The organism is Bacillus sp. D48C (assembly GCF_053345735.1).
Genome location: NZ_JBKFAQ010000009.1, coordinates 14,358 through 37,367, shown reverse-complemented (window position 1 = coordinate 37,367; position 23,010 = coordinate 14,358). Strand labels below are relative to the sequence as shown.

26 protein-coding genes are annotated in these 23,010 nt (G+C 34.0%); 19 read left to right on the top strand and 7 right to left on the bottom strand.

From position 1 onward, the window contains the following. Nucleotides 1–15: 15 nt before the first annotated feature. From ACLBXA_RS20375 to ACLBXA_RS20365, 3 genes are all read right to left on the bottom strand, one after another. Nucleotides 16–498 (bottom strand): DUF456 domain-containing protein, encoded by a 483-nt coding sequence (locus tag ACLBXA_RS20375; RefSeq protein ID WP_000217335.1) that lies wholly within the window; start codon nucleotides 496–498, stop codon nucleotides 16–18. A 1-nt stretch (nucleotide 499) separates the two neighbouring features. Then, on the bottom strand, nucleotides 500–1,807 hold the full coding sequence (locus ACLBXA_RS20370) for a hemolysin family protein (RefSeq protein WP_000353734.1): 1,308 nt from the start codon (nucleotides 1,805–1,807) through the stop codon (nucleotides 500–502). 208 nt (nucleotides 1,808–2,015) lie between these two features. Next, nucleotides 2,016–2,885: a hypothetical protein gene (locus ACLBXA_RS20365; protein ID WP_000055306.1), complete on the bottom strand. Its 870-nt coding sequence runs from the start codon at nucleotides 2,883–2,885 to the stop codon at nucleotides 2,016–2,018. 329 nt (nucleotides 2,886–3,214) lie between these two features. On the opposite strand from ACLBXA_RS20365, the gene ACLBXA_RS20360 reads away from it, so the two are divergent. The 6 genes from ACLBXA_RS20360 to ACLBXA_RS20335 all read left to right on the top strand — a co-directional run bounded on the left by ACLBXA_RS20360 (nucleotide 3,215) and on the right by ACLBXA_RS20335 (nucleotide 8,022). Further along, nucleotides 3,215–3,808 (top strand): TetR/AcrR family transcriptional regulator, encoded by a 594-nt coding sequence (locus tag ACLBXA_RS20360; protein WP_042887105.1) that lies wholly within the window; start codon nucleotides 3,215–3,217, stop codon nucleotides 3,806–3,808. Nucleotides 3,809–3,825: 17 nt separating this feature from the next. Further along, nucleotides 3,826–4,449, top strand: coding sequence for an HXXEE domain-containing protein (locus ACLBXA_RS20355; RefSeq protein ID WP_000135769.1), 624 nt, complete (start codon nucleotides 3,826–3,828; stop codon nucleotides 4,447–4,449). Nucleotides 4,450–4,638: 189 nt separating this feature from the next. Beyond that, on the top strand, nucleotides 4,639–5,286 hold the full coding sequence (cbpA, locus tag ACLBXA_RS20350; RefSeq protein ID WP_001220522.1) for a cyclic di-AMP binding protein CbpA: 648 nt from the start codon (nucleotides 4,639–4,641) through the stop codon (nucleotides 5,284–5,286). A gap of 455 nt (nucleotides 5,287–5,741) precedes the next feature. After that, the gene (gene brnQ4 / locus ACLBXA_RS20345) at nucleotides 5,742–7,079 is read left to right on the top strand and encodes a branched-chain amino acid transport system II carrier protein BrnQ4 (protein WP_395939124.1); all 1,338 of its coding nucleotides are present in this window, start codon (nucleotides 5,742–5,744) and stop codon (nucleotides 7,077–7,079) included. Between the two features lie 66 nt (nucleotides 7,080–7,145). Continuing rightward, nucleotides 7,146–7,475: a chaperone CsaA gene (gene csaA / locus ACLBXA_RS20340; protein WP_001263021.1), complete on the top strand. Its 330-nt coding sequence runs from the start codon at nucleotides 7,146–7,148 to the stop codon at nucleotides 7,473–7,475. Further along, nucleotides 7,456–8,022, top strand: a complete 567-nt coding sequence (locus tag ACLBXA_RS20335; RefSeq protein WP_000435822.1) for a DUF1572 domain-containing protein — start codon at nucleotides 7,456–7,458, stop codon at nucleotides 8,020–8,022. The genes csaA and ACLBXA_RS20335 overlap by 20 nt, the downstream gene beginning before the upstream one ends. Here ACLBXA_RS20335 and ACLBXA_RS20330 read toward each other — a convergent pair. Continuing rightward, a complete protein-coding gene (locus tag ACLBXA_RS20330) occupies nucleotides 7,995–8,300 on the bottom strand; it encodes a hypothetical protein (RefSeq protein WP_043333388.1) in 306 nt (101 codons plus the stop codon). The two genes, ACLBXA_RS20335 and ACLBXA_RS20330, sit on opposite strands and share 28 nt — an antisense overlap. Nucleotides 8,301–8,304: 4 nt before the next feature. Then, nucleotides 8,305–8,601, bottom strand: coding sequence for a hypothetical protein (locus tag ACLBXA_RS20325; RefSeq protein ID WP_000770731.1), 297 nt, complete (start codon nucleotides 8,599–8,601; stop codon nucleotides 8,305–8,307). Nucleotides 8,602–8,689: 88 nt separating this feature from the next. Here ACLBXA_RS20325 and spoIIP (ACLBXA_RS20320) point away from each other — a divergent pair, with 88 nt between their 5' ends. From spoIIP (ACLBXA_RS20320) to ACLBXA_RS20300, 5 genes are all read left to right on the top strand, one after another. Further along, complete coding sequence (gene spoIIP, locus ACLBXA_RS20320; protein WP_001079284.1) at nucleotides 8,690–9,844, top strand: stage II sporulation protein P; 1,155 nt, start codon at nucleotides 8,690–8,692, stop codon at nucleotides 9,842–9,844. A gap of 256 nt (nucleotides 9,845–10,100) precedes the next feature. After that, nucleotides 10,101–10,598: a GNAT family N-acetyltransferase gene (locus ACLBXA_RS20315; protein WP_000617571.1), complete on the top strand. Its 498-nt coding sequence runs from the start codon at nucleotides 10,101–10,103 to the stop codon at nucleotides 10,596–10,598. Nucleotides 10,599–10,609: 11 nt separating this feature from the next. Continuing rightward, nucleotides 10,610–11,350, top strand: coding sequence for a M15 family metallopeptidase (locus ACLBXA_RS20310; protein WP_309523757.1), 741 nt, complete (start codon nucleotides 10,610–10,612; stop codon nucleotides 11,348–11,350). Between the two features lie 23 nt (nucleotides 11,351–11,373). Beyond that, nucleotides 11,374–11,820, top strand: a complete 447-nt coding sequence (locus ACLBXA_RS20305) for an NUDIX hydrolase (protein WP_000178282.1) — start codon at nucleotides 11,374–11,376, stop codon at nucleotides 11,818–11,820. Nucleotides 11,821–12,001: 181 nt separating this feature from the next. Further along, nucleotides 12,002–13,477, top strand: a complete 1,476-nt coding sequence (locus tag ACLBXA_RS20300) for an amidase family protein (RefSeq protein WP_017763056.1) — start codon at nucleotides 12,002–12,004, stop codon at nucleotides 13,475–13,477. A gap of 68 nt (nucleotides 13,478–13,545) precedes the next feature. Here the strand turns inward: ACLBXA_RS20300 and ACLBXA_RS20295 are convergent, their stop codons facing one another. Beyond that, nucleotides 13,546–14,745: an MFS transporter gene (locus ACLBXA_RS20295; protein WP_000795939.1), complete on the bottom strand. Its 1,200-nt coding sequence runs from the start codon at nucleotides 14,743–14,745 to the stop codon at nucleotides 13,546–13,548. A 272-nt stretch (nucleotides 14,746–15,017) separates the two neighbouring features. Here ACLBXA_RS20295 and ACLBXA_RS20290 point away from each other — a divergent pair, with 272 nt between their 5' ends. From ACLBXA_RS20290 to ACLBXA_RS20260, 7 genes are all read left to right on the top strand, one after another. Next, a complete protein-coding gene (locus ACLBXA_RS20290; protein WP_309523755.1) occupies nucleotides 15,018–15,446 on the top strand; it encodes an NfeD family protein in 429 nt (142 codons plus the stop codon). A 2-nt stretch (nucleotides 15,447–15,448) separates the two neighbouring features. Then, a complete protein-coding gene (locus ACLBXA_RS20285) occupies nucleotides 15,449–16,417 on the top strand; it encodes an SPFH domain-containing protein (RefSeq protein ID WP_000226256.1) in 969 nt (322 codons plus the stop codon). 20 nt (nucleotides 16,418–16,437) lie between these two features. Further along, nucleotides 16,438–17,643: a stage II sporulation protein P gene (spoIIP, locus tag ACLBXA_RS20280; RefSeq protein ID WP_374058747.1), complete on the top strand. Its 1,206-nt coding sequence runs from the start codon at nucleotides 16,438–16,440 to the stop codon at nucleotides 17,641–17,643. An 89-nt stretch (nucleotides 17,644–17,732) separates the two neighbouring features. Then, nucleotides 17,733–18,323 carry a histidine phosphatase family protein gene (locus tag ACLBXA_RS20275; RefSeq protein WP_001166447.1) on the top strand — a complete coding sequence of 197 codons (591 nt, stop codon included), beginning with the start codon at nucleotides 17,733–17,735 and terminating at the stop codon, nucleotides 18,321–18,323. Between the two features lie 6 nt (nucleotides 18,324–18,329). Then, on the top strand, nucleotides 18,330–19,106 hold the full coding sequence (locus tag ACLBXA_RS20270) for a Cof-type HAD-IIB family hydrolase (RefSeq protein ID WP_000278724.1): 777 nt from the start codon (nucleotides 18,330–18,332) through the stop codon (nucleotides 19,104–19,106). A 148-nt stretch (nucleotides 19,107–19,254) separates the two neighbouring features. Next, nucleotides 19,255–19,800: a MarR family winged helix-turn-helix transcriptional regulator gene (locus ACLBXA_RS20265; RefSeq protein WP_000378334.1), complete on the top strand. Its 546-nt coding sequence runs from the start codon at nucleotides 19,255–19,257 to the stop codon at nucleotides 19,798–19,800. Between the two features lie 196 nt (nucleotides 19,801–19,996). After that, nucleotides 19,997–21,178 (top strand): MFS transporter, encoded by a 1,182-nt coding sequence (locus ACLBXA_RS20260; RefSeq protein ID WP_041488153.1) that lies wholly within the window; start codon nucleotides 19,997–19,999, stop codon nucleotides 21,176–21,178. Nucleotides 21,179–21,186: 8 nt separating this feature from the next. Here the strand turns inward: ACLBXA_RS20260 and ACLBXA_RS20255 are convergent, their stop codons facing one another. After that, a complete protein-coding gene (locus ACLBXA_RS20255) occupies nucleotides 21,187–21,648 on the bottom strand; it encodes a DinB family protein (RefSeq protein ID WP_000497993.1) in 462 nt (153 codons plus the stop codon). A 171-nt stretch (nucleotides 21,649–21,819) separates the two neighbouring features. On the opposite strand from ACLBXA_RS20255, the gene alr reads away from it, so the two are divergent. After that, on the top strand, nucleotides 21,820–22,995 hold the full coding sequence (alr, locus tag ACLBXA_RS20250; RefSeq protein ID WP_014895227.1) for an alanine racemase: 1,176 nt from the start codon (nucleotides 21,820–21,822) through the stop codon (nucleotides 22,993–22,995). Nucleotides 22,996–23,010: the final 15 nt, after the last annotated feature.

Below are 23,010 nucleotides of genomic sequence, written 5' to 3'. Positions count from 1 at the left end.
CCGAAGTCGGGATGGTTAAAAGATGATATAACATACGAAGATGATAATCATAATGATTTGGAGAATTGCTTTCGCTACTGTACTGCTTAAAAAACCAACTACAGTAGCGACTCCAACTAGAAAGGCATCTTTTGGCGCTTTTTTATGCACTAGTTCTGTTATAAATACTGATAAGAACGGTATGATAATAAGTCCGAATGGTGGGAAGAAAAACGATCCAACAATGATAGAAATCATTCCGACACGTTCGCCCCATTTAGAACTACCGTATTTTTTTAAGAAATATCCATTTGCAATAAAATCAGCAACGAAAATGAAAAGAGTGAAAATGACTTGAATAATCCAAAAAGAAGTTGTTAATTCTCCTCCATTTATACCGAAATGGTAAATCAAATATCCAGCCCAGACAGCTAGTATGCCAGGGATAATGGGATAAATAAAGGCGAGAAATGAAACAATGAAACAGGCAATGATACAAATTGTTAATAAAACAGTCACTTTATAGCTCCTTTTTAATATCTAGTTTATGTACAGCAACTTTTTTGACTTGATGTCCATCAAGTTCTAATACTTTAAATTGAAAACCAGCATATTCAATGGAATAGCCAGCTTCAATATTTAAGTCAACTGCTTGAGAGAGAATCCACCCTCCGATTGTATCTAAATCACTATCATCAATATGTAGGCCAAACATATCATTTACTTCAGAAATAAGTACCTTTCCATCTACAACAGTAAGCTTAGGTGTACGTTTTTCAATCATAGGTGGTTCATCCGCATCGAATTCATCTTGAATTTCTCCAATGATTTCTTCAAGAATATCTTCCATCGTTAAAAGTCCGGCAGTGCCACCATATTCATCCATAACGATTGCCATCTGAACGCGATTTTTTTGAAGGTGGACTAACGTTTTACGAATTGGAACTGTTTCAAATACAGTTAGAACAGGATGTATATAAGATTCAAGTGGTTTATAAATACCTTTCGTTTGATCATGGAATACTTCTTTCGTATTGATCATCCCAATGATATCATCTTTATCTTTTTCAATGATTGGATAGCGTGTATATTTCTCAGTAGCGACGATATCCATATTTTCTTCTAACGTATTTTCAGTAGATAAGCAAATCATTTCGGTACGAGGAACCATAATTTCTTTCGCAACTCGATCATCAAATTCAAAAATGTTATTTACATATTTATATTCGGTTTGGTTTATTTCACCGCTTTTAAAACTTTCACCTAAAATGAGTCGCAATTCCTCTTCAGAATGAGCAAGTTCATTTTCTTTCGCAGGTTCTAATCCGAGTAGTTTTGTGAAAAATATAGCTGCACTATTTAGTAGCCAAATGAATGGATACATAATTTTATCAAATAAAATAAGTGGTCTTGCAAATTTGAGTGTGATTGCTTCTGCTTTTTGAATTGCGAAAGACTTTGGAACTAACTCACCTAATACAACGTGGAAAAATGTAATAACACTAAAAGCAATAACAAAAGATAAAGTGTTAGCCATTGTTCCAGTAATATTAATTTTTTCAAAGAGCGGTCGTAGTATATGCTCCACAGTCGGTTCACCAAGCCAACCAAGCCCTAAAGAAGTGATCGTAATGCCGAGTTGACAAGCTGATAAATAAACATCTAAATTAGATAGGACACTTCTTGCAGCTAAAGCTTGTTTATTACCTTCATTTGCAAGTTGGTCAATTCGACTTTTACGTACTTTTACAACAGCGAATTCTGATGCGACGAAAAAGCCAGAAATAAGAATAAGTACAAATATGAGAAAAATATTTAATATGTCCAAGTGTGTTCTCTATTCCAAGGTTTGGAATAAAGATGTCACCTCCTGCAATTATGTTATACTTTTATAATAAATCCAAATGAAAAGAATAGTCAAAGGAAAAGGGTAAATATTGGTATGTTTCTGTAATAGTTTTTGAATTTGCTGTTATTTTGTCCGCTATACAAAAGGAATAACCCCTTACTTTTAGATTATAGAGGGTAATTTCAAATTAAGGTTTTGGAACACTTCTTGTTAAAGTATATGACTGTTGCTTGGAGTAGTTTGTGGTCCATAGTGTTTGAAGAAAAGAAAGTATGCTATATGGGATATAGAGTAGTAATAAGCCTATTGTAACAATTATGGGTGAATTTCCGCCAAATTGAACGATAAATTGTAACAGTCCACTTGTATGAAAAACGCATTCCATAAAAACGAATGAAAGAATAATGGAACCTAAAATTGATTTATGATTCGAAGTAAGCGCCAAAAACAATGTATCCACAAGAAAAGAATCATGTTTTATTTCATATTCATTTGTGTTTTTCAAGAAAGGAATCCATTTTTTTATTGCTTGCATAACGATAATCATGGAAGTACTACATACGATGATAAAAGATGAGTAGTAAGGAAGGTTTATAAATTGTGCGACGTATAGAAGTAGTAATAAGACTGAACATTGTAATACTACAGTGCAAAAAGAGTAAGGTATCCAATTCAATACAGTAGTAAACTTTTTAAACGAGTTAGGTACTTTGAAAAATAAATGGCCGATACCCAAACTTATGAAAAATCCGATCGCAAGGGTAAAAGTAAAACGAACAATCGATATAAAATATATTTCCCATATGTAAGGGAATAATGGTGTTGAATGATTAGAAGTATGTATCATTTGATTTGCTGAGAAAAAGATAGATTCATGCATCCAATCAACCTTTGGAATTGATATAGAAGAAAGCTGTGCGAAGTTTTGAAAAATGCTAATAAATCCATTTTGATAAGAGTAATTGTGTGTAATAAAAAGAGCTGGAATTGGACTTATGGCAAAAATAACAATAACACCAATTATTAATTTGTATATATGTGAGCGTAATAAGGACATATAACCACCTACTCTTGGAATATTCAGAAAATTCTTATTCTTATTTTAGCCGTTTTTGGAGCAAGTTACAATATATTTTTCTTCATGTATGGGCATATGGATAATTTTAAATTGTATTTAGAAATCTATTTTATGTGTGGAATATAAAGCAGAAACTGGTATGTAACAGTACAAATACAAAAAGCGTGAACAGTTTTGCATTTTCACGCTTTTTGTGTGGAATGAAGAGAATGTAGGGAAATGTTGAAAGGATTAAATAGATTTTTAAAATTGGAAAGTGATACCATAAAATTAAACGATGTTTAACTGATACATTCTAGAGGGGGGAGATAAATTGGGGGGGGAATGAAAACGTATCAACGAAAGAAAAGATTTTAAATACAACATTGGAATTAATTAAAAAAGAAGGTTTTGAAAGGGTAACGATAAGAAAAATTGCAGCATTGTCAGATGTAAATATCGCGCTTGTAAATTACCATTTTGGTTCAAAAGAAAAGTTGATTAGTGAGACGATTAGAGTCTTATTAATTAGCTTTCAAGGCACTTTTTCTATTTTAGATAATATTACAGTGCCAGCAAAAGAAAGATTAAAAATATTTTTATTGGATTATGTACTAGTAATTCGGCAATATCCGAAGTTAGTTAGGAAGATTATTGCAATGGGAACTACGGCATTTACATCTCAATACGAATATGGGGATTTTTTGAAGAGGCTAGGTTTTAGTAAAGTGAAGAATATTTTGAGCGAAATAACGAATGAAACGGATCAGGAAATTTTAATGATGATGACAGTACAAATATTTGGATCTATTTTTCTTCCCACATTAATGATGCCAATTCTCGAATCAGGGGCAGATATAAAAGTACCATCTGTAGAAAAACAGATTGATTTCCTATTTGAACGCTATTTTTATAAAAATTGAGATAGTGGGTGATAGAGATGGCTAGTTTCTTTAGAAAGCATTGGTGTGATATAGGATTAGTGGTCGCTATTGTTGTCGTAGTTTGTTTAGTCGCGAATTTGGGAGAAATGAGTGAAATGAAAGTACTGTTATGGTTAAGTTTTGTGGCCATTTTAGTGCATCAATTTGAAGAGTATCGTTGGCCAGGTTATTTTGCTGGTCTATTTAATGTAGTTATATTTAAAAGTGATATACCAGATCGCTATCCATTAAATACGCAATCTGCTATGGTAATAAATATTTTGATTACGTATGTTTTTTATTTACTCCCGGTTTTCTTTCAAAATATAATATGGCTTGGGTTGGCACCTATTTTAATGGGATTTTTTCAATTCATATGGCATGGTATTTTTGCGAATATAAAAGCTAAAACAATATATAATCCGGGATTAGGTGCGGTTGTATTACTACATGTTCCAATTGGTTATGTATATATGAGATATATTCTTTTACACAATCTGGCTACAAATTTGGATTGGTTATTTGGGGTGATCTACTTTCTAATAGCTACCTATTTTTTAATTATAAAAGGAAATATATTAATGAAAAGTAAGGAGACAAATCATTACTTTTCTAAAAAGCAACTAGGTCCGTACAAATGATACATTGAAGTGATTCAGAATTCAGAGGAAGGGTTTTAGATGCTGAAGAAAGTGCAAGTGAAGGATTCATGAATAAATTATGACAAGAAAATGGAAAATTTTCAGAAAAATAAAATAAATTATTTATTTTTTTCTGAAAATATAATATAGTTATGGCACAGAAAGTATTTTAACATAAGGAGGCTTTTTATGAGGATTAAAGGGAATTACGTGCCGAAAAGGGAAGTTTTACTGTGCTCAAGTTCGATTACGATAGGGGAAGCGTTAGAGCATTTAAATAAAACGGGGTATCGTTGTGTACCAGTTTTAGATGAAAAAAAAGAGAAATTTTTAGGGAATATATATAAAGTAGATATTTTAGAATATAAAGGATCGCTTGATGAGAGTGTAATACAATTATTAAACGATAAAGAAGGATTTGTGAGAGAAGATTCATCTTTCTTTAAAGTATTTTTTACAATAAAAAAATTGCCATATTTATCAGTAGTTGACGAAAAAGGGATTTTCCTTGGAATTTTAACGCATAAAAAAGTTTTTGAGTTATTAGAGGATGCATGGGGCGTTCACTCTAGTAAATACTCTGTCATGATTGGAACGCAAGACTATAATGGAGCAATTCAAAAGTTATCGACAGTTTTAAAGAAATACACTGGTATTCAAAGTTTGATGACTTTTGATAATGATGCCTTATTAGTTCGTAGAATTATGTTTACATTAGGAGAAGAGTTTAACGACGGTGAATTAGAGACATTATTGAAAGATTTAGAAGATCACGGATTTAGAGTTGTGTATGTGGAAGAGATGAAAAATCCACGTGAAGTTGAAACGATAGAGTAACATACAAAAGCCATCTAATTATCTTGGATGGCTTTTGTTATGTTACGTGTGTAAAGTTATTTGAAAATAACGATAGGATAATAGGAGAGATTGTAAAAATATTTGTGTAAGAGAATAAAAATTGTAGATAATTTCGATTTTCAAAAAAATCAATTTGAAAATATGTTTTTATTTTGCAACTAAATATGTTACTATATGTGTGATAAAAACAAAGAGGTCTGACAACTATACTCCACGTAATAACACTCTAATGATTTAAAAATTCAAAAAAATCAAAATTCGAAAATAACAATTGTATTAATGATTAGAGTAAAAATAAGGGGAATGGAGAAATTATGGAGAAAGACACTGCTTTGTAAGGGGCATATTTTATCATCTTGAGCAGAGAGGAGGATGCATAGCATATTGTAAAATATAGAGATAAACAATGGAAAAGTGCTATGCAAATGAAGAGCATGAAGGGACGTTTAAGGCCAGGTGATACGGTAGCAATTGGTTTAATGCTATTTGCATTATTTTTAGGAGCAGGAAATTTAATTTTTCCGCCAGTTTTAGGTCAACAAGCAGGAGAGAATGTTTGGATTGCTACAATAGGATTCCTTGTAACGGGAGTCGGATTACCCCTACTAGCTGTAACAGCTGTCGCGTTTGTAGAGGGGGACTTGAAAGCGCTGTCTTCTAGAGTCCACCCTATATTTGCGTTTATTTTCCCATTGATTAGTTATTTAGCAATTGGACCATTTTTCGCAATCCCGCGTACTGGAGCTGTTTCGTTTGAAATGGGTATGAAGCCGTTTTTATCAGAGGCAATGGTTTCAGAGTGGTACATGCTATTTCTTTTCACGATAGTTTTCTTCGGAATAACGTGGTATTTATCATTAAATCCATCTAAATTAGTGGATTGGTTCGGAAAGTTTCTTACGCCACTATTGGTATTAATTGTCGCTGTTATTGTCGGAAAGGCAATTATTGATCCAATTGGAGAGCCGGCTGCGCCGTTAGCTGCTTACAAAGAAAATGCTTTCTTTGGTGGATTTATTCAAGGATATTTAACGATGGATGCAATTAGTGCTCTCGTATTTGGAATTGTCGTTGTACAAGTTATTCGCTCTAAAGGGATAAAAGAGAGTAGTCAAATTGCAAAAATAACAGTCGTATCAGGTATTATTGCTGTACTTGGTTTAACGTTAATTTATTTATCACTTGCTTATCTTGGTTCAACAAGTACATCACTTGGTGTCTCAGAAAACGGTGGTCTTATTTTAACGAATGTTGTAAATGAGCTATATGGGACGAGTGGTAAAATTTTATTGGGGCTTGTTATTATACTCGCTTGTTTAACAACTTCTGTTGGGTTAACATCTGCGTGTGCGGGTTTCTTTACAAACTTATTCCCAAAACTTTCACATAAAACGATTGTAACAATGGTATGTGTATTTAGTTTAATTGTATCTAACCTAGGTTTAACACAATTAATCGCCGTAACATTACCTGTGTTAATGATCATTTATCCAGTTGCAATTGTATTAATCGTACTTTCGTATTTCCATAAGTGGATTGGGAAGCGTAATACAATTTATATTGGAGCTATTTTAGGTGCATTGTTAATTAGTTTCTTTAACGGTTTAGAAAGTGCGAACATTAAAATTGACGTGATTTCTAATGTACTACAAATGTTACCGTTATATAACGAAGGAATCGGATGGTTAATTCCATCATGTATTGGCGGGATTCTCGGTTTCTTCCTCTATAAATCAAATGAATCAAGTAAATTACAAAAGAAAGGTGCTTAGGCACCTTTCTTTTTTTGAAGGGGATTTTTATATTTTGTCTAAGTAATAATTGGGAGGAATGATAAAATGGCTAATTTTGAAGATTTTTTAAATTTGGATTTGCGAATTGGAACTGTAATACATGCAGAGGAATTTAAAGAAGCGAGAGTTCCAGCGATTAAACTAGAAATTGATTTTGGAGAAATTGGGATAAAGCAGTCAAGTGCTCAAATTACGAAAAGGTATAGCCCAGAAGGTTTAGTCGGTCAACAAATTGTTGCTGTTGTAAATTTCCCGCCAAAGCGTGTAGCTGGATTTAAATCGGAAGTGCTTGTGCTTGGCGGCGTTCCTGAAGCTGATGATGTTGTGTTGCTTCAGCCTAATATGGAATTGCCAAATGGAACAAAAATTAGCTAGGGTGAAGGCAGGGGCTAATATGGGTATCGGACGAGAATATTTACAATGTGCGATTTCGAACTTTAAAGCAACAAAGAAGCAAGGGGAACGGGCACTTTCTCAATTATCATACGAACAAATACAATGGTCTTCTCATGAAGAAACAAATAGTATAGCGATTATTATAAAGCATCTGCATGGTAATATGCGTTCTAGATGGACGGATTTTTTAACATCTGATGGTGAAAAAGTTGATCGTGACCGAGATGGTGAATTTGAAGGAGGCTATTCTTCAAAGAAGGAAGCCCTTGCAGCGTGGCAAGAAGGATGGGAATACGTTTTTAATACGATGAATACGATATTGCCGGAACATCTATTGAAGACGGTATACATTCGTGGTGAAGCTCATACGGTCCTGCAAGCAATTGAAAGGCAAATTTCTCATTATGCATTGCATATTGGACAGATTATTTACATCGGTAAAATGTTAAAAGAAAATGAGTGGCTATGTTTAAGCATTCCTAAAGGACAGTCAACTCGTTATGTAGAGAAAAAACGTTCAACATAATAATAAGAAAGAAACCGATAAAAAATGGGGAAAAAGAAAGTCAGCCAAATAATAGATGGTTCTGTAATCATAAGAATACTGCCAAAAATAAGTCCATATACAATAAGAAAGAAATTGAAAAGTGTATTCACAGGGAGAAACCGTGAGATGAACACTTGCTGTCGTTTAAAACAATCACTGTGAAATAAATAAAAGCGGAAGCACCATGTGGCTGTAATAAGATCTTTCTTTCTTACAATTCTTTTTTTGCATGTATGACAGATAAATGGTGGTTGCATTTCATTACGCTCCATTTTTTATTTTCATAATAATGTGAGACAAAAGTAGGTACAAAGTGTAAGTTCCTATATACGCTCCTGCAATAAGGAAAAATGGATTCAGTAAAATTCCATGAATGCTTGTCATGAAAACTAAATCTTGTATTAAAACATCGTATATATTAATGGAAATAATTGTACCGAGTACATACAGTGCCAAGTACGCAGAAATATGTAGCACAATAGAGACTTTTGGATGCTTAGCGGACAAATAAAAAATGAATGATAGAGCGATTGGTAATATTCCTATTAATAGCTTCAATTCATTTCACCTCATTAACAATATAGCCGAAATTTTAACGGTCTATTCTCTAGGGCTTGTACATAACTTGAAATAGAGAGGTGATAGTATGAATCGGGGCTTTTTTTTTATGAAGTTTACAAGCATGCGTAAGTTAGTTTTATTTGTTATTACTACAGTGCTAGCGACTTTTTTTCTTATTAGTATGATGGTAACCTCTATGAAAGAGACGAAGTCAACGTATTTATATAATTGGTTAAATGAGTTATCGATGAATGGTTACATGTATGTACTTGGAAAAGAGAATCATTATTTTACACAGGAGTATCGAAATTTGAATCAAGATTTTTCAATTTCTTCTTTTCTCTTTTCTATGGCTACAAATATTCGCTTTAATGATGTACGCAGTTTTGTCGGGAAAGAGCTCCCTGGGTTTGGTAAGTACGATACAGAAATTGTTATTGCGGGTGAGGGTACAAATTATTCTAACTTACCGATAGAGTCGAGTGTCCCTCTTGAAGAAGTAGTGAAGGAACGGACTAGTGGAACTGGACAAGCACCTAAACAAGATACGAGTAAAGAGAAAAAACAGCCGTCCCAAACGACCGGGAAAAGACAAGTTGCGTTTATTTATCATACACATAGCTGGGAATCCTATTTACCTTTACTTAACTTAACGAATGACCCGAATCCGAATAAAGCAACGAGTTCTGTATCGAATATTTCTATATTAGGAGACCGTTTCCGTGAACAACTAGAAGGTGAAGGAATTGGCGCCACTAACGATAAGAGTGATGTTGGTCAAAAGTTAATAAGTAAAGGTTTAAACAGTAATAGTTCGTATAAGATGTCACGAGAAATTGTGCAGCAAGCTATGGCTGGAAATAAAGATCTTCAATACTTTTTTGATTTGCATCGTGATAGTGCCCGAAAGAATGTAACGACAAAAACAATTGGAGATAAATCATATGCAAAGCTTGCATTTGTAGTAGGGAAAGGAAATAAAAACTATGAAAAAAACTTACAATTAGCGACAGCTTTACATGAGGCGATTAATAAGAAATATCCAGGAGTGAGTCGTGGGGTCATTCAAAAAGGGTTCCAGACAGGAAATGGAATCTATAATCAAGACCTATCAGGACAAGCGATATTAATAGAAGTTGGCGGTGTAGATAATACAGAGGAAGAATTGAATCGATCAATTGATGCACTTGCTAAAGCATTTGGTGAATATTTTTGGCAGGCAGAAAAAGTGAATGGATAAAGTGAAATTTAAATTGGTGAGAGACCTCACCTGATGAAGATGAGTTCACAGTATTTTTGAAAAAACGTAAGTGTAATGCTTGCGTTTTTTCTTTGTAATGATGAGACGTCACAGAATAGACATAATTTGTCGTTGTTATAGTAATATCGAAATTTGTCAATTTATAGTAGGAGATTTACAAAGGGATTTTCGGGAAAGTAGAGAAAATCTTTTTATAAGGAAAACTTTTTATTATGAAACTGGTAGGGTGATTGAAGTGATTAGGGAAATCGAAATAGAAGATGCAGCATCATTTTTGCAATTAAGTAAGCAATTAGATGAAGAAACGAAGTTTATGTTATATGAACCAGGAGAAAGAAAAACTACAGCTGAGCAACAAGAAAAAATGATCCATCGCTTTATAGAAAATGAATATGCAACAATATTTGTAGCAGTTGAAGATGAGAGGATAGTAGGTTTTATATTAGTGAATGGAAATAACATTCAAAGAAAGAGGCATGTAGCAACCATTGTAATTGGTATTTTGCAAGAGTATAACGGGCGAGGTATTGGGACGAGATTGTTTAAAGAGGTTGAGAAGTGGGCAAAATTACATGATGTATGGCGTTTAGAATTAACAGTAATGGCCCACAATACAAGAGCTCAGGCACTATATAAAAAAGCTGGATTTGAGAAAGAAGGTGTCAAAAAAGCTGCTCTTATTATCGATGGAAAGGGCATCGATGAGTATGAAATGGCCAAATTATTAAAATAAGAGGTCGTTATATGAAAAAAAGATGGGCACTACTTGGTATCATAGCTGCAATAATTATTGTTGGAGTAGCAGGAATCAATTATAAAATGTATAAGGATAAGCAGGCGCGGGAAGTAAGTGTAAATAGCATATTTCCGAAAACAAAAGAAACGATTGCTAATATGGATGGGGATATTGCGGTAATTAATAATCCGAATTCAATGCTTGTACTTGTGAATAAAAGTAGGCGTTTACCAGATGGGTATAGACCGCCAGATTTAGTTATTCCGAAAGTGCGCTACTCTAGTGAAGGTGATCAAGAAAAGAAAAAGATGAGAAAAGAGGCAGCGAGGGCGCTTGAGGATATGTTTCAGCAGGCTGACAACGAGCGTATTTTCCTGTTTGCAGTTTCTGGATTTAGATCTTTTGATCGACAAAAAGCATTAAATACGATGTATAAAAAACAAGATGGAGAAGCAAAAACAGCAATGTCTAGCGCGGTTCCTGGTACAAGTGAGCATCAAACTGGACTAGCTATGGATATTACGTCTCAATCTGCTAAATTTCAGTTAGAGACGGTTTTTGGGGAAACGAAAGAAGGTCAGTGGCTTTCTGAAAATGCCCATAAATTTGGTTTTGTGATTCGATACACAAAAGCGAAAGAGACGATTACGGGCTATCGGTATGAACCATGGCACGTAAGGTATGTGGGAAATCCACAAGCTACATATTTGTATGATAATCAACTGACGCTTGAAGAAGTAACAGAGTGAACAATTGAGGGGAGAGGCGTACAATGACGATGTTATATAAGAAAAAAGTACATGCATATATTACAAGAGAAAAAGAGGGGGTTATGCAATTACTTGTTTTTAAACATCGTGATATACATGAAGCTGGTATTCAAGTGCCAGGGGGAACGGTTGATGAAGGTGAAACGTTAGAAGCGGCTATATTGCGTGAAGTACAGGAAGAATCCGGATTGCGTCATTTATGCATAGAGCGTTTTTTAGCAGATTACATTATACATATGAAAGAAAAACAGGAATATGAAAAACGCCACTTTTTCCATGTAACTTTACTAACAGATGTAAAGGATACTTGGGAACATATTGTAAGTGCTGGTGAGGAAGATAAAGGATTAGTATTTTGCTACGAATGGATTAATATTGCAAAATGCCCTGAATTAGCTGGGAAACAAGGTGAGTTTTTACATTTGTTAGATGAAGTATACGCACAGTAATGTAAGAGTCTGAAGCGAAGGTTAATCCGTTTCAGACTTTTTTTATTTTTCGGGAAATTAAAGGTGTTTAAATAAGGAAATTGAATTTCTTTAAAGGGATATTAATTTAGGATGTGTTGAGGTGAAAAAATGAAAAAGTAAGGGGTATACGCTAAAAAAGTTCATATAAGGGAGAATATAAATGGAAATTCAGTTTAATCCAATCTTAAAAACGGAACTAACAATTCAAGATATTCAAAATGAAATGGAATCTGGAAAGTTAACTTCAAAAGAGCTAGTGATGTATTATCTCTATAGAATCGCAAAGTATGATCAAGACGGACCGAAAATCAATTCAATTTTAGAAATCAATCCAGATGCTATTTTTATTGCAGAAGCGTTAGATCATGAAAGAAAGACAAAGGGTGTAAGGGGTCCGCTACATGGTATACCTGTTTTGGTTAAGGATAATATTGAAACGAATGACTCCATGCATACAAGTGCAGGTACGATTGCTCTAGAACAAAATATAAGTAGTGAAGATGCATTTCTCGTTACTAAACTGCGAGAAGCAGGGGCCGTGATAATAGGAAAAACGAATATGACAGAATTAGCAAATGCAATGTCTTTTAAAATGTGGGCTGGATATAGTGCAAGAGGTGGTCAAACAATTAATCCATACGGAACGGGTAAGGATGGTATGTTTGTTGGGGGCTCAAGTACAGGCTCTGCGATAGCAGTTGCCGCTAACTTTACAGTAGTATCTATTGGGACAGAAACCGATGCTTCTATTTTGAGCCCCGCTGTTCAAAACTCTGTAGTTGGCATTAAACCGACTGTCGGTCTAATTAGTCGTAGAGGAATTATTCCATTCACTTATTCGCAAGATACAGCTGGACCATTTGCTAGAACAGTAACAGATGCCGCTATTTTACTAGGGAGCTTAACTGGAGTGGATGAGAAAGATGTAGCAACTCGTAAAAGTGAAGGTAGGGCATATCCGGATTATACATCTTACCTTGATGCTAATGGTTTAAATGGAGCGAAAATTGGTGTGTTTAACGACGCACCAAAAGATTATTACGAAAATGGTGAGTATGATGAAAAATTGTTTAAAGAAACGATCCAAGTATTACGTAATGAAGGAGCGGCAGTAGTAGAGAATATTGATATTCATTCTTTTCATAGAGAATGGAGTTGGGGAGTTCCGCTTTATGAACTGAAGCATAGTTTAGATAACTATCTTTCTAAATTACCTTCTACTATTCCGGTACATTCTATTTCGGAGTTAATGGAGTTTAATGCAAACATAGCAGAAAGAGCTTTAAAATATGGACAAACTAAGTTAGAGAGAAGAAAAGATTTTCCTAATACGTTACGAAATCCAGAATATTTAAATGCGAGATTAGAAGATATATATTTTTCTCAAGAACAAGGCATTGATTTTGCATTGGAAAAATATAATCTTGATGCGATACTGTTTCCTTCCTATATAGGTTCTACTATATGTGCGAAAGCGGGTTATCCGTCTATAGCAATACCAGCAGGGTATATGGAAAGCGGGAGACCTTTTGGAATTACGATTGCAAGTACTGCCTTTAGTGAAGGGATATTAATTAAGCTAGCTTACGCTTTTGAACAGGCGACAAAACATAGAAAAATCCCGAACTTGTCATGAACAGAATAAACAAAAAGGACAGGGAATTCCTGTCCTTTTTGCTGTGTTGACTACAGTGATAGATTATTCTACTCTGGTTTATAATATTTTAATAAACTGAAAGATAAACAAGCGGAACATAAAATAAGAATAGAAGCGATTATATAAATTGTACGGACACCGAACATATCAGTAATAATGCCAACGCTAAGCATAGAAAGACCAGAAGTTGTTGAAAGAAGGGCGCCATGTGCTGTATACATTTTTGATAATAAAGAAGGGGCGACACTTGATTGTAAAACTGTCGTTTGAGAAATATCTCTAATTTGATAACATGGTCCCATTAGAACACATAGAAAAAGCGCAATAAATCCGCTGCTCGTCATACCATATAAAAATGTAAGAATGCTAAACATAAGAGAGCCAATCGACATGGATCGTATTAAATTGTTTTGAATATAGGAACTCATTTTCCATGCTAATAGACCACCGATTAACGTACCAACATAATAACTTGTATTAATATATCCCCACCATTCTTCGCTTTTATGAAGAATAGACGTAACATATGCCATTGTAATAGCACCAATCCATATTGTCCCTGCGAAAGTTTCAATTAAGTCCATATATGTAACGGTACGGAGAGAAGGATTTTGAAATAAGAGTTTCCAACCTTCCGATAAAGCAGTACTTTTTGAAGAGGGAGGGTCTGCTATTCGTTCAGTATGTATGGTATGTAATGAAAAGTGTAATGCAATGCATCCAAAAATCATCAACATGTTATTAATCATGAGTGTAGATGTAGCGCCAATGAGAAGAACGATAACACTCGTAAATGAATAAGCGGCGGCTTGCGCAATTTGTGTTGAAAAGGAAAAGATACTATTTACTTTTACTAATTTTTCTTTTGGTGTAAGGCGCGGAAGAATGCTGTATAGTAATGGAGCACTCCATCCACTACATAATGAAATGAAAAAAATAAAAGTTAATAGAGCTATAATATTTGTGGATAAGACCGGAAATAAAATCATTAATAATAGTAAAAAGACTGTTTTTAGCCATTGTAGCGTATATAACAACGTATAAGGTGGAAAACGATTTACTATAAGAGGTGCAGAGATGTTAGCAATTAGATTTGTGATAACTTGTAATAGTGGAAAAAGAGCAGTAATAGTAGCTGATTTAGTTGCTATATAAATATGAGTTGTAATAATCATTACATATACGATGTCAGCAAGAGTAATGCATATTTTGGAACCTAAGTAGTAAGTTAGTGACTGGTTTTTCAATAAGAATACCACCTCTAAAAAATAGTATTTAGTAATTAGAATAATTGTAGTTTAAAAATTAAAATTTTTAAAGAATTTCATTTTTTGTCACTTTTTGAAAGGAATTTTCATGTATAATGAAGAATATATTGATATAGTATTATATTAATAATCATTGTAACAGTGAGTATGTACAATAGCTTGTAGCAAACGCCCAAGTGTAAGAAAGGGCGGATAAACCATTCTTTTCTTCATATACATATAGAAAATGAGAAAGAAAGTGAGGGTTGCATATGGCTGCTTGGGTAATTTGGTTTATAATAGCTGGTATTTTATTTATCGCAGAAATGTTGTCGATTACATTTTACATGCTTTGGCTTGGAATTGGGGCTGTTGTCGGAGGTCTTATTGCTTTGTTTGCTCCTGATGCACTACTGTTACAAGTTACTGTTGGTGCAATTGTAAGTTTAACTTTGACATTCTTTACGAAAAGAATTTCAAAAAACTTTCGAGAAGCAAAAGGTTTTACTGATACAGTAGATATGCTTGTTGGTAAAAAAGGGATTATTATGCAAACGATTACAAATGAAGCGAATGGTATTGTAAAGGTGGATGGAGATACTTGGACAGCTATTGCAGATTCTTCAATTGATGCTGGAGAAAAAGTCGTTGTTATAAAGAGGCATAGTACTATATTACAAGTGAAAAAGGAGAGTGAATAAATATGGTAGCATTAACGTTAACGATTATATTCGCACTAATTGTAGTTACATTTATCGCATTAACAATTAAAATTATTCCTCAGCAAAAAGTTGGGGTTGTTGAAAGATTTGGTAAGTTTCAACGTATCATGCACCCTGGGTTAAATATTTTAATACCAATTGTAGATCGTGTCCGTGTATATCATGACTTACGTATTCAACAAACGAATGTACCACCGCAAAAGGTAATTACGAAAGATAATGTTCAAGTAGAAATTGATACAATTATTTTCTATCAAATTGTTGAACCAGAACTTGCGACATATGGTATTTCAAACTATGAATATGGTGTTCGTAATATTACTTCAGCAACGATGCGTCAAATCATCGGTAAAATGGAACTAGATGAAACGTTATCTGGTCGTGAAAAAATTTCAACAGAAATCCGCTTAGCGCTTGATGAAGCAACAGAAAAATGGGGCGTACGTATTGAACGTGTCGAAGTTGTTGATATTAACCCGCCAAAAGATGTGCAAGCATCAATGGAAAAACAAATGAAGGCTGAGCGTAATAAACGTGCGATTATTTTAGAAGCTGAAGCAGCAAAACAAGATAAAGTTCTTCGCGCTGAAGGGGAAAAGCAAAGTAAAATCTTGATGGCTGAAGGGGATAAAGAAGCGCGTATTCGCGAAGCTGAAGGTTTAAAAGAAGCGAAAGAATTAGAAGCGCAAGGGGAAGCAAGAGCAATTGAAGAAATCGCAAAAGCAGAACAAAACCGTATTGAATTGCTTCGTGAAGCGAATATAGATGAACGTATACTTGCTTATAAATCATTTGAATCATTAGAAGAAGTTGCAAAAGGACCAGCAAATAAAGTCTTTATTCCGTCTAATGCAATTGAAACACTTGGTACTCTTGGGGCAATTGGAGAAATATTTAAAGAAAAACAAGCGAAGAAACTACCTTCAAATGATACAGGAAAAGAACAATAAAAGTGAGGAAGAGAAATGGGATACCATTTCTCTTTTTTTGTGCGTATATTCCGAAAAGCTTGTACATATCCATGTATAAAGAAGGTGATGCAGTGAAAAAGTATGCAACTCGAATACATGGGAAGAAACTAATTTCGTTACTCCTTTTATATGCGCTAATAGTAATTATGATAGCGTCGATTCTGACGTCACTTTTACATACAATGAAATCGAATTATGCAAATCAATGGTTTGGAAAAGTATCGATGCAAGGTTTTGTTCAAATGATAGAAAGTGAGAATCGCTATTATGGATTTGATTATTTTAAGCAGAATAAACGAGAGTCAGTTGGGAATTTAATGTTCTCTATTGCGACAGATTTGAAGATTAAAGATTTAAGAACATTTGTCGGTAAAGAAGTACCTGGTATGTCAAAGTATTATTCTAACATTATCGTAGCTGGGGAAGGGACAAACTTGACGAATATCCCAAATGAATCTAGTGTACCGATTGAAGAAGTAACGAAAGAGCGGAAAGTAGCAAAAGATAAAGTTACAGAAGCGGAAAAGAATAATCCGGTTCAGAAAAAGAACGGAGCGAAAAAAGGTGAGAGTGCAGTATATATTTATCATACACATAGCTGGGAATCCTTCTTTCCATTATTACCAGGGGCAACTGATCCATCTAGCCCAGATGTAAATGTGTCCTTACTAGGAAAACGTATGAAGGAACAACTTGAGGGGCAAGGAATTCCAGTAATTCACGATAAAACGAATATGGGTGATTTATTAGCGAGTAAAAAGTGGGTATGGTATCAGTCATATAAAGCGTCTCATGAATATGTAAAAGAAGCATTAGCACAAAATAATAAAATTGCGTTTCCGATTGATATACATCGTGATGACCAGCGTAAGAAAGTAACAACAAAAGTAATTAACGGGAAATCGTATGCAAGATTATATTTTATAATTGGGATGGAAAATGAAAGGCGTGCTGAAAATGAAAAAATTGCAAGAGCAATCAATAGTTATTTAGATGAAAACTACTACGGATTAAGTAGAGGGATTTTTCCAAAGTATAAAAAAGATGGAAATGGCGTTTATAACCAAGATTTATCGAAAAATGCGATGTTAATTGAAGTTGGTGGTGTTGATAATACGTTAGATGAATTATATAACACAATTGATGTGTTAACAGAAGCGTTTAGTAAATATTATTGGAATGATGCGGAAAAAGTGAATGGATGAGGGACGGGAGACCGTTCCTTTTTTATTTTGAAATCTTAAAATGTGATATAATGGAATTTTATGAATGTTAAATAAAGGGAGAGAGAAACATGCAAATACTACTAATACGCCACGGAGAATCAGAAGCTGATATTTTACATGTGCATGAAGGACGAGCTGATTTTGAGTTAACTGAAAAAGGGAGACAACAAGTACAAAAACTTGTACAGAAAGTGAAAAAAGATTTTGCACCAGATTTCATTTGGGCAAGCACATTAAAACGTGCTCGTGAAACGGGTGAAACATTAGCAGAAGTAATTGGTTGTCCAATTCAATTAGAAGAGGAATTAATGGAGTTTAATAATGGAATACAAGCTGGCTTATCATTTGAAGAAGCAAAGAAATATCCAGAACCAAAGTTTCTTCATGACCGTTTTGAAAACGGAGAGTCATTTATTGAGTTTCGAATGAGAATAGAAGGGATTTTTTCTAAAATTGTGACAGAGAATACATATGATCGAATTGCGATTGTTGCCCATGGAGGCGTAATTAATAGTCTATTACGTGCATTTTTCAATATGCCAATTTCAATGGACTACTATTTCAAAATGGGAGATACGGGAATAAGTTTAATTGAAATTGAGGGTGAACAAAAAACGGTGCATTTCATTAATGATACGAATCATTTGGACGGGATGTAAAGACTTATGTACAAAGTTGCATTTTTTGATGTTGACGGTACGCTTTTAAGCGAGATTGATAGAAGTATGCACGAAAGTACAAAAGAAGCGGTACAAAGATTAATAGATAAGGGGATTCACGTAGTTGTTACAACAGGGAGACCATATAGTTTATGCTCACAATTTAAGGGGTTAGGCATAAATACGTATATTTCTGCAAATGGTGCACATATAAAATGTGGGGAAGAAGTTATACATAAATCAGTACTTTCAAGCGAAATCGTTCATGATATTTCAAATTTTGCTGAATTACATGGTCACAGTGTTTCTTACTTTACAGAAGAATTTGCAATGAATGATATTGCCTCCAAAGATGAACGTGTCATACGAGCGTTAAATGAAACTTTAAATTTAGAGCGGTATCCTGACAAAGTTAAAAACTTGTCAGATGAGATGTATTGCATATGTCTGTATGCCGATGAAGCAGAAGCTCAAAAATTCATTGAAAGATATCCAGCACTTACGTTTGACCGTTTTCATGGTTACGTTATAAATGTATTGGAAGATAGTAAAGTATCGAAGCTAACTGCAATTCAAAAAGTATTGGAACATTTAAATATTAGTAAATCAGAAGCCATTGCTTTTGGTGATGGTGGAAATGATATTGAGATGTTGCAGTATGTAGGATTAGGAGTTGCGATGGGAAATGGTGGAGAGGAGTTGAAGAGAAGGGCTGATTTCGTTACAACGAAGGCGAGTGAAGGCGGAATTTCTTATGCCTTAAAGAAGTTACGCATTATTTAAAACTGATAGCTAGTCAGTGTGAAAAATCCTGTTTTAATAATAGGATTTTTTTGTTCAACAATGTGCTTGCAATAAAAGGAAAAATATGAGTATAATGAGAAAGTAATTAGGTAAGCTAATTATTAACGAGAAAGGAGAGTGAAGATGAATGGATTCAAGAAAAGATTCTCTTCCTTTAGGGATTGAGCCGTACGCAGAGTTAATCAAAAAGACAGCATCAGCGGAAACGGATCCAATCGCAGCAAAACTTGGTTTGTTAATGTTATGGACGTCTGATAATGTTCTTGATGCTGTTGACGTAGATTTAGCTCCACTTGGTATTTCAGAGAGTAAATTAGATTTTTTACTATTGTTTATTTTGCGTGAAATGGAAGCGAATGGGGAAGAAGTGAACATGAGTCCTTCGGATATTGCGAGTCGATTAGGGATTACACGTGCTTCTGTCACTGGCTTATTAGATTGGATGGAGAAACGAGAGTTAATCGTAAGATTCCACCATTCTAAAGATCGAAGAAGATTAAAGGTGAAAATTACTCCGAAAGGAAAAGAACTAGTTACACATTCTTTACCAACTTTTTGGTTATCTTGCGCTTCGTTAGTTGATGGCTTTAATCAAGAAGAGCGTCAAGTTTTAGAAAAGCTATTAAATAAAATGCAAGCAACTATGCAGGTGAAATTAGGAGAAGGTAGGTAAATAAGTTGATTATGAAGATCAACTTATTTATTTGGACATATAATTAGCTTTCCTTATTATATGTTTAACTAACTTTTTGCACGGTGATAATTTTTGCTATGTAATTAAAATAAATAAGAGTTAAAGGAATGCTATTTTAGTGATCTAGAGGTTTTAAACTAATAAAAATAAATGGTAATAAGGGAGAGAGTTTATGATGGAAATAGGAAAGGAAGTAAATAGTGAAAAGAATTATACAATAATGACAGCTGTATTATGTTGGTCGGGTATGGTAGTTATGTCTAGCCTATATGTAACAATACCTTTAATCTCTCTATTTTCAAACATTTTTAATACGTCATTAACACACTCGGCAGCTACAGGAAGTATATTTTCTGTTGGCTTTGCTATAGGGTGTTTGTTATTTGGGGCAATCTCTGATAAATATGGACGAAAAAAAGTGATTTTTATTGGATTGCTTGCACTGTCGATAGTTTCTTTTTGCTTAGGGTTTGTAGATAGTTTCTTTTGGCTTGTTATTTATAGAGGTATACAGGGGATAGCCGCAGCTACATTTTCTCCAGTAGCGTTAGCCTACGTTGTAGAAATGTTCCCAGTAGAAAAAAGGGTTACAACAATAGGGTTTGTTAGTACCGGTTTTTTAGTAGCTGGAATTGTAGGGCAGGTAATAAGTACTGCTGTTAGTCAGCATTTTGGATGGCATATGGTTTTCTTTCTTCTTAGCATTGTCTATATAAGTACTGCTATATGGGTTTATTATTCTCTTCCGAAAGGAGAGACGTCTCAATCCTATACTGATATTTTGGGACCAATTAAACAGATGGGTAAAGTTTTTACAAATAAAAGCTTAGTATTAAGCTATATAATTGCATTCGTTTTATTAATGGCTTTTGTTAATATGTATACTGTTTTAGGGAATTATTTGAGCTCTCCTACTTACAATTTAACTGCGGAACAAATCCTTTATTTTCGCTTAGCAGGGCTGTTTGGTATGTTGCTGTCACCACTTGCAGGTCGTTTAACAAAGAGGTTTGAAATAAGGAAAGTTCTTCAAGGAGGATTGTTGATTGCTATTTTTAGTCTAAGTTCAATGGGCTTTGTTTCGTATCTATTTCTACTTGTAATGATGAGTGTCTGTTTTGTAATAGGTATTGCTATATCCGTTCCGTCTTTAGTTTCTCTTGTAGGTCAATTAGGAGGGAAAGCAAGGGGAATAGCGGTATCTATTTATACTTTTATTTTATTTTTAGGTACTAGTATAGGGCCTATCATTTCTATTTATCTTATGAAAATAGGAGGTTATGCTCAAACATTTATTTTATTAGGAATGATACTTTTTATTGGTTTTGTAGCTTCTCTATTTATAATTAATGAATGAGTGGAAAATCACTCAAATAAAGGAATGCGAGGATCTTTCATATGCTCGCATAATAAAATATGAATTTGTCCACGATGATGATAAAAGTGTGCAACGATTTCAAGTAACCATTCAAAGCGCGAATAAGAAATCCCCCAATAGGCAGTCATAACTTCTGCTAATTCTATTTGGGAGTAGGAAAGAAATGTTTTAGAGAGAAGGTTGTATCCTTCAATCATCGTTTGTTGCATGTGAGCAACTGTTACGGGCGTATGTTCTATATAAAAGGTATGTAATTCTTTTTCTGAAATACCATTTAAAATGAGTAAATCAGCATGACAAATAAGAGAAAGATGTGCATACATTTCAAATAATGATCGTTTTGAGTGAATCGGTTGTATTTTTAAATCGTTTTCACTATATTGGTTAAGCATATCAATAGAAGTATCAATAGCAACTTTTAGTTGATGTAATGCAGATTGAACAAACATTGTAATTCTCCTCGTCTCCGTATATAATAGTTTCTTGAGGATATTATATCATACTCAAAATTCCGAAAATTCTAGTAGTTTGACTAGCATAATGAAAAGTATTATATTGTAAAAGGTCATATGAAACGTGAAATAGAATGGAATGCAATTATTGAGTTAGGAGTTAGACCAATGAGTTTGAAATATGGAAGAGATACAATTGTAGAAATTGACTTAAATGCTGTAAAACATAATGTAAACGAATTTAAAAAACATGTAAATGATGAAAAAATTAAGATGATGGCTGCTGTAAAAGCGAATGGGTATGGCCATGGGGCAGTTGAAGTTGCCAAAGCTGCAATTGAAGCAGGAATAAATCAACTTGCAGTTGCATTTGTAGATGAAGCGATAGAATTAAGAGAAGCAGGAATTACTGTGCCGATTTTAATTTTAGGATACACACCAGTTGCGGCTGTAGAAGATGTAATTCAATATGACGTTATGATGACTGTTTATAGAGTAGAAGATTTACATGGTATAAATGAAATTGCAAACCGTCTTCAAAAGAAAGTACAAATTCAAGTGAAAATTGATACAGGAATGAGTCGTATCGGTTTACAAGAAGAAGAGGTTAAACCATTTTTAGAAGAATTAAACCGTATGGAGTATGTAGAGGTAGTAGGGATATTTACGCATTACTCTACGGCAGATGAAATCGATAAATCATATACGAATATGCAAACAAGTTTATTTGAAAAAGCTGTTAATACAGCGAGAGAATTAGGAATTCAAATACCATATATTCATAGTTCAAATAGTGCAGGATCAATGGAATTAAGTAACACATTTCAAAATATGGTACGCGTTGGAATAGGAGTATACGGTATGTATCCGTCAAAAGAAGTGGATCATACAATCGTTTCTTTACAGCCTGCGTTGTCGTTAAAATCAAAAGTAGCTCATATTAAACATGCGAAGAAGAATCGCGGTGTAAGTTATGGGAATACGTATGTAACAACTGGTGAAGAATGGATTGCGACTGTACCAATTGGTTATGCTGATGGTTATAATCGTCAATTATCTAATAAAGGCTATGCGTTAATTAACGGGATTCGAGTACCTGTTATCGGCCGTGTTTGTATGGATCAGTTAATGCTGGATGTTTCAAAAGCGATGCCAGTACAAGTAGGAGACGAAGTAGTATTCTACGGTAAACAAGGTGAAGAAAATATCGCAGTAGAAGAAATAGCGGATATGTTAGGTACAATAAACTATGAAGTTACATGTATGCTAGATAGAAGAATTCCGCGTGTCTATAAAGAAAATGACGAAACAACTGCAGTTGTAAATATATTAAGAAAAAACTGAATCATTTCGATTCAG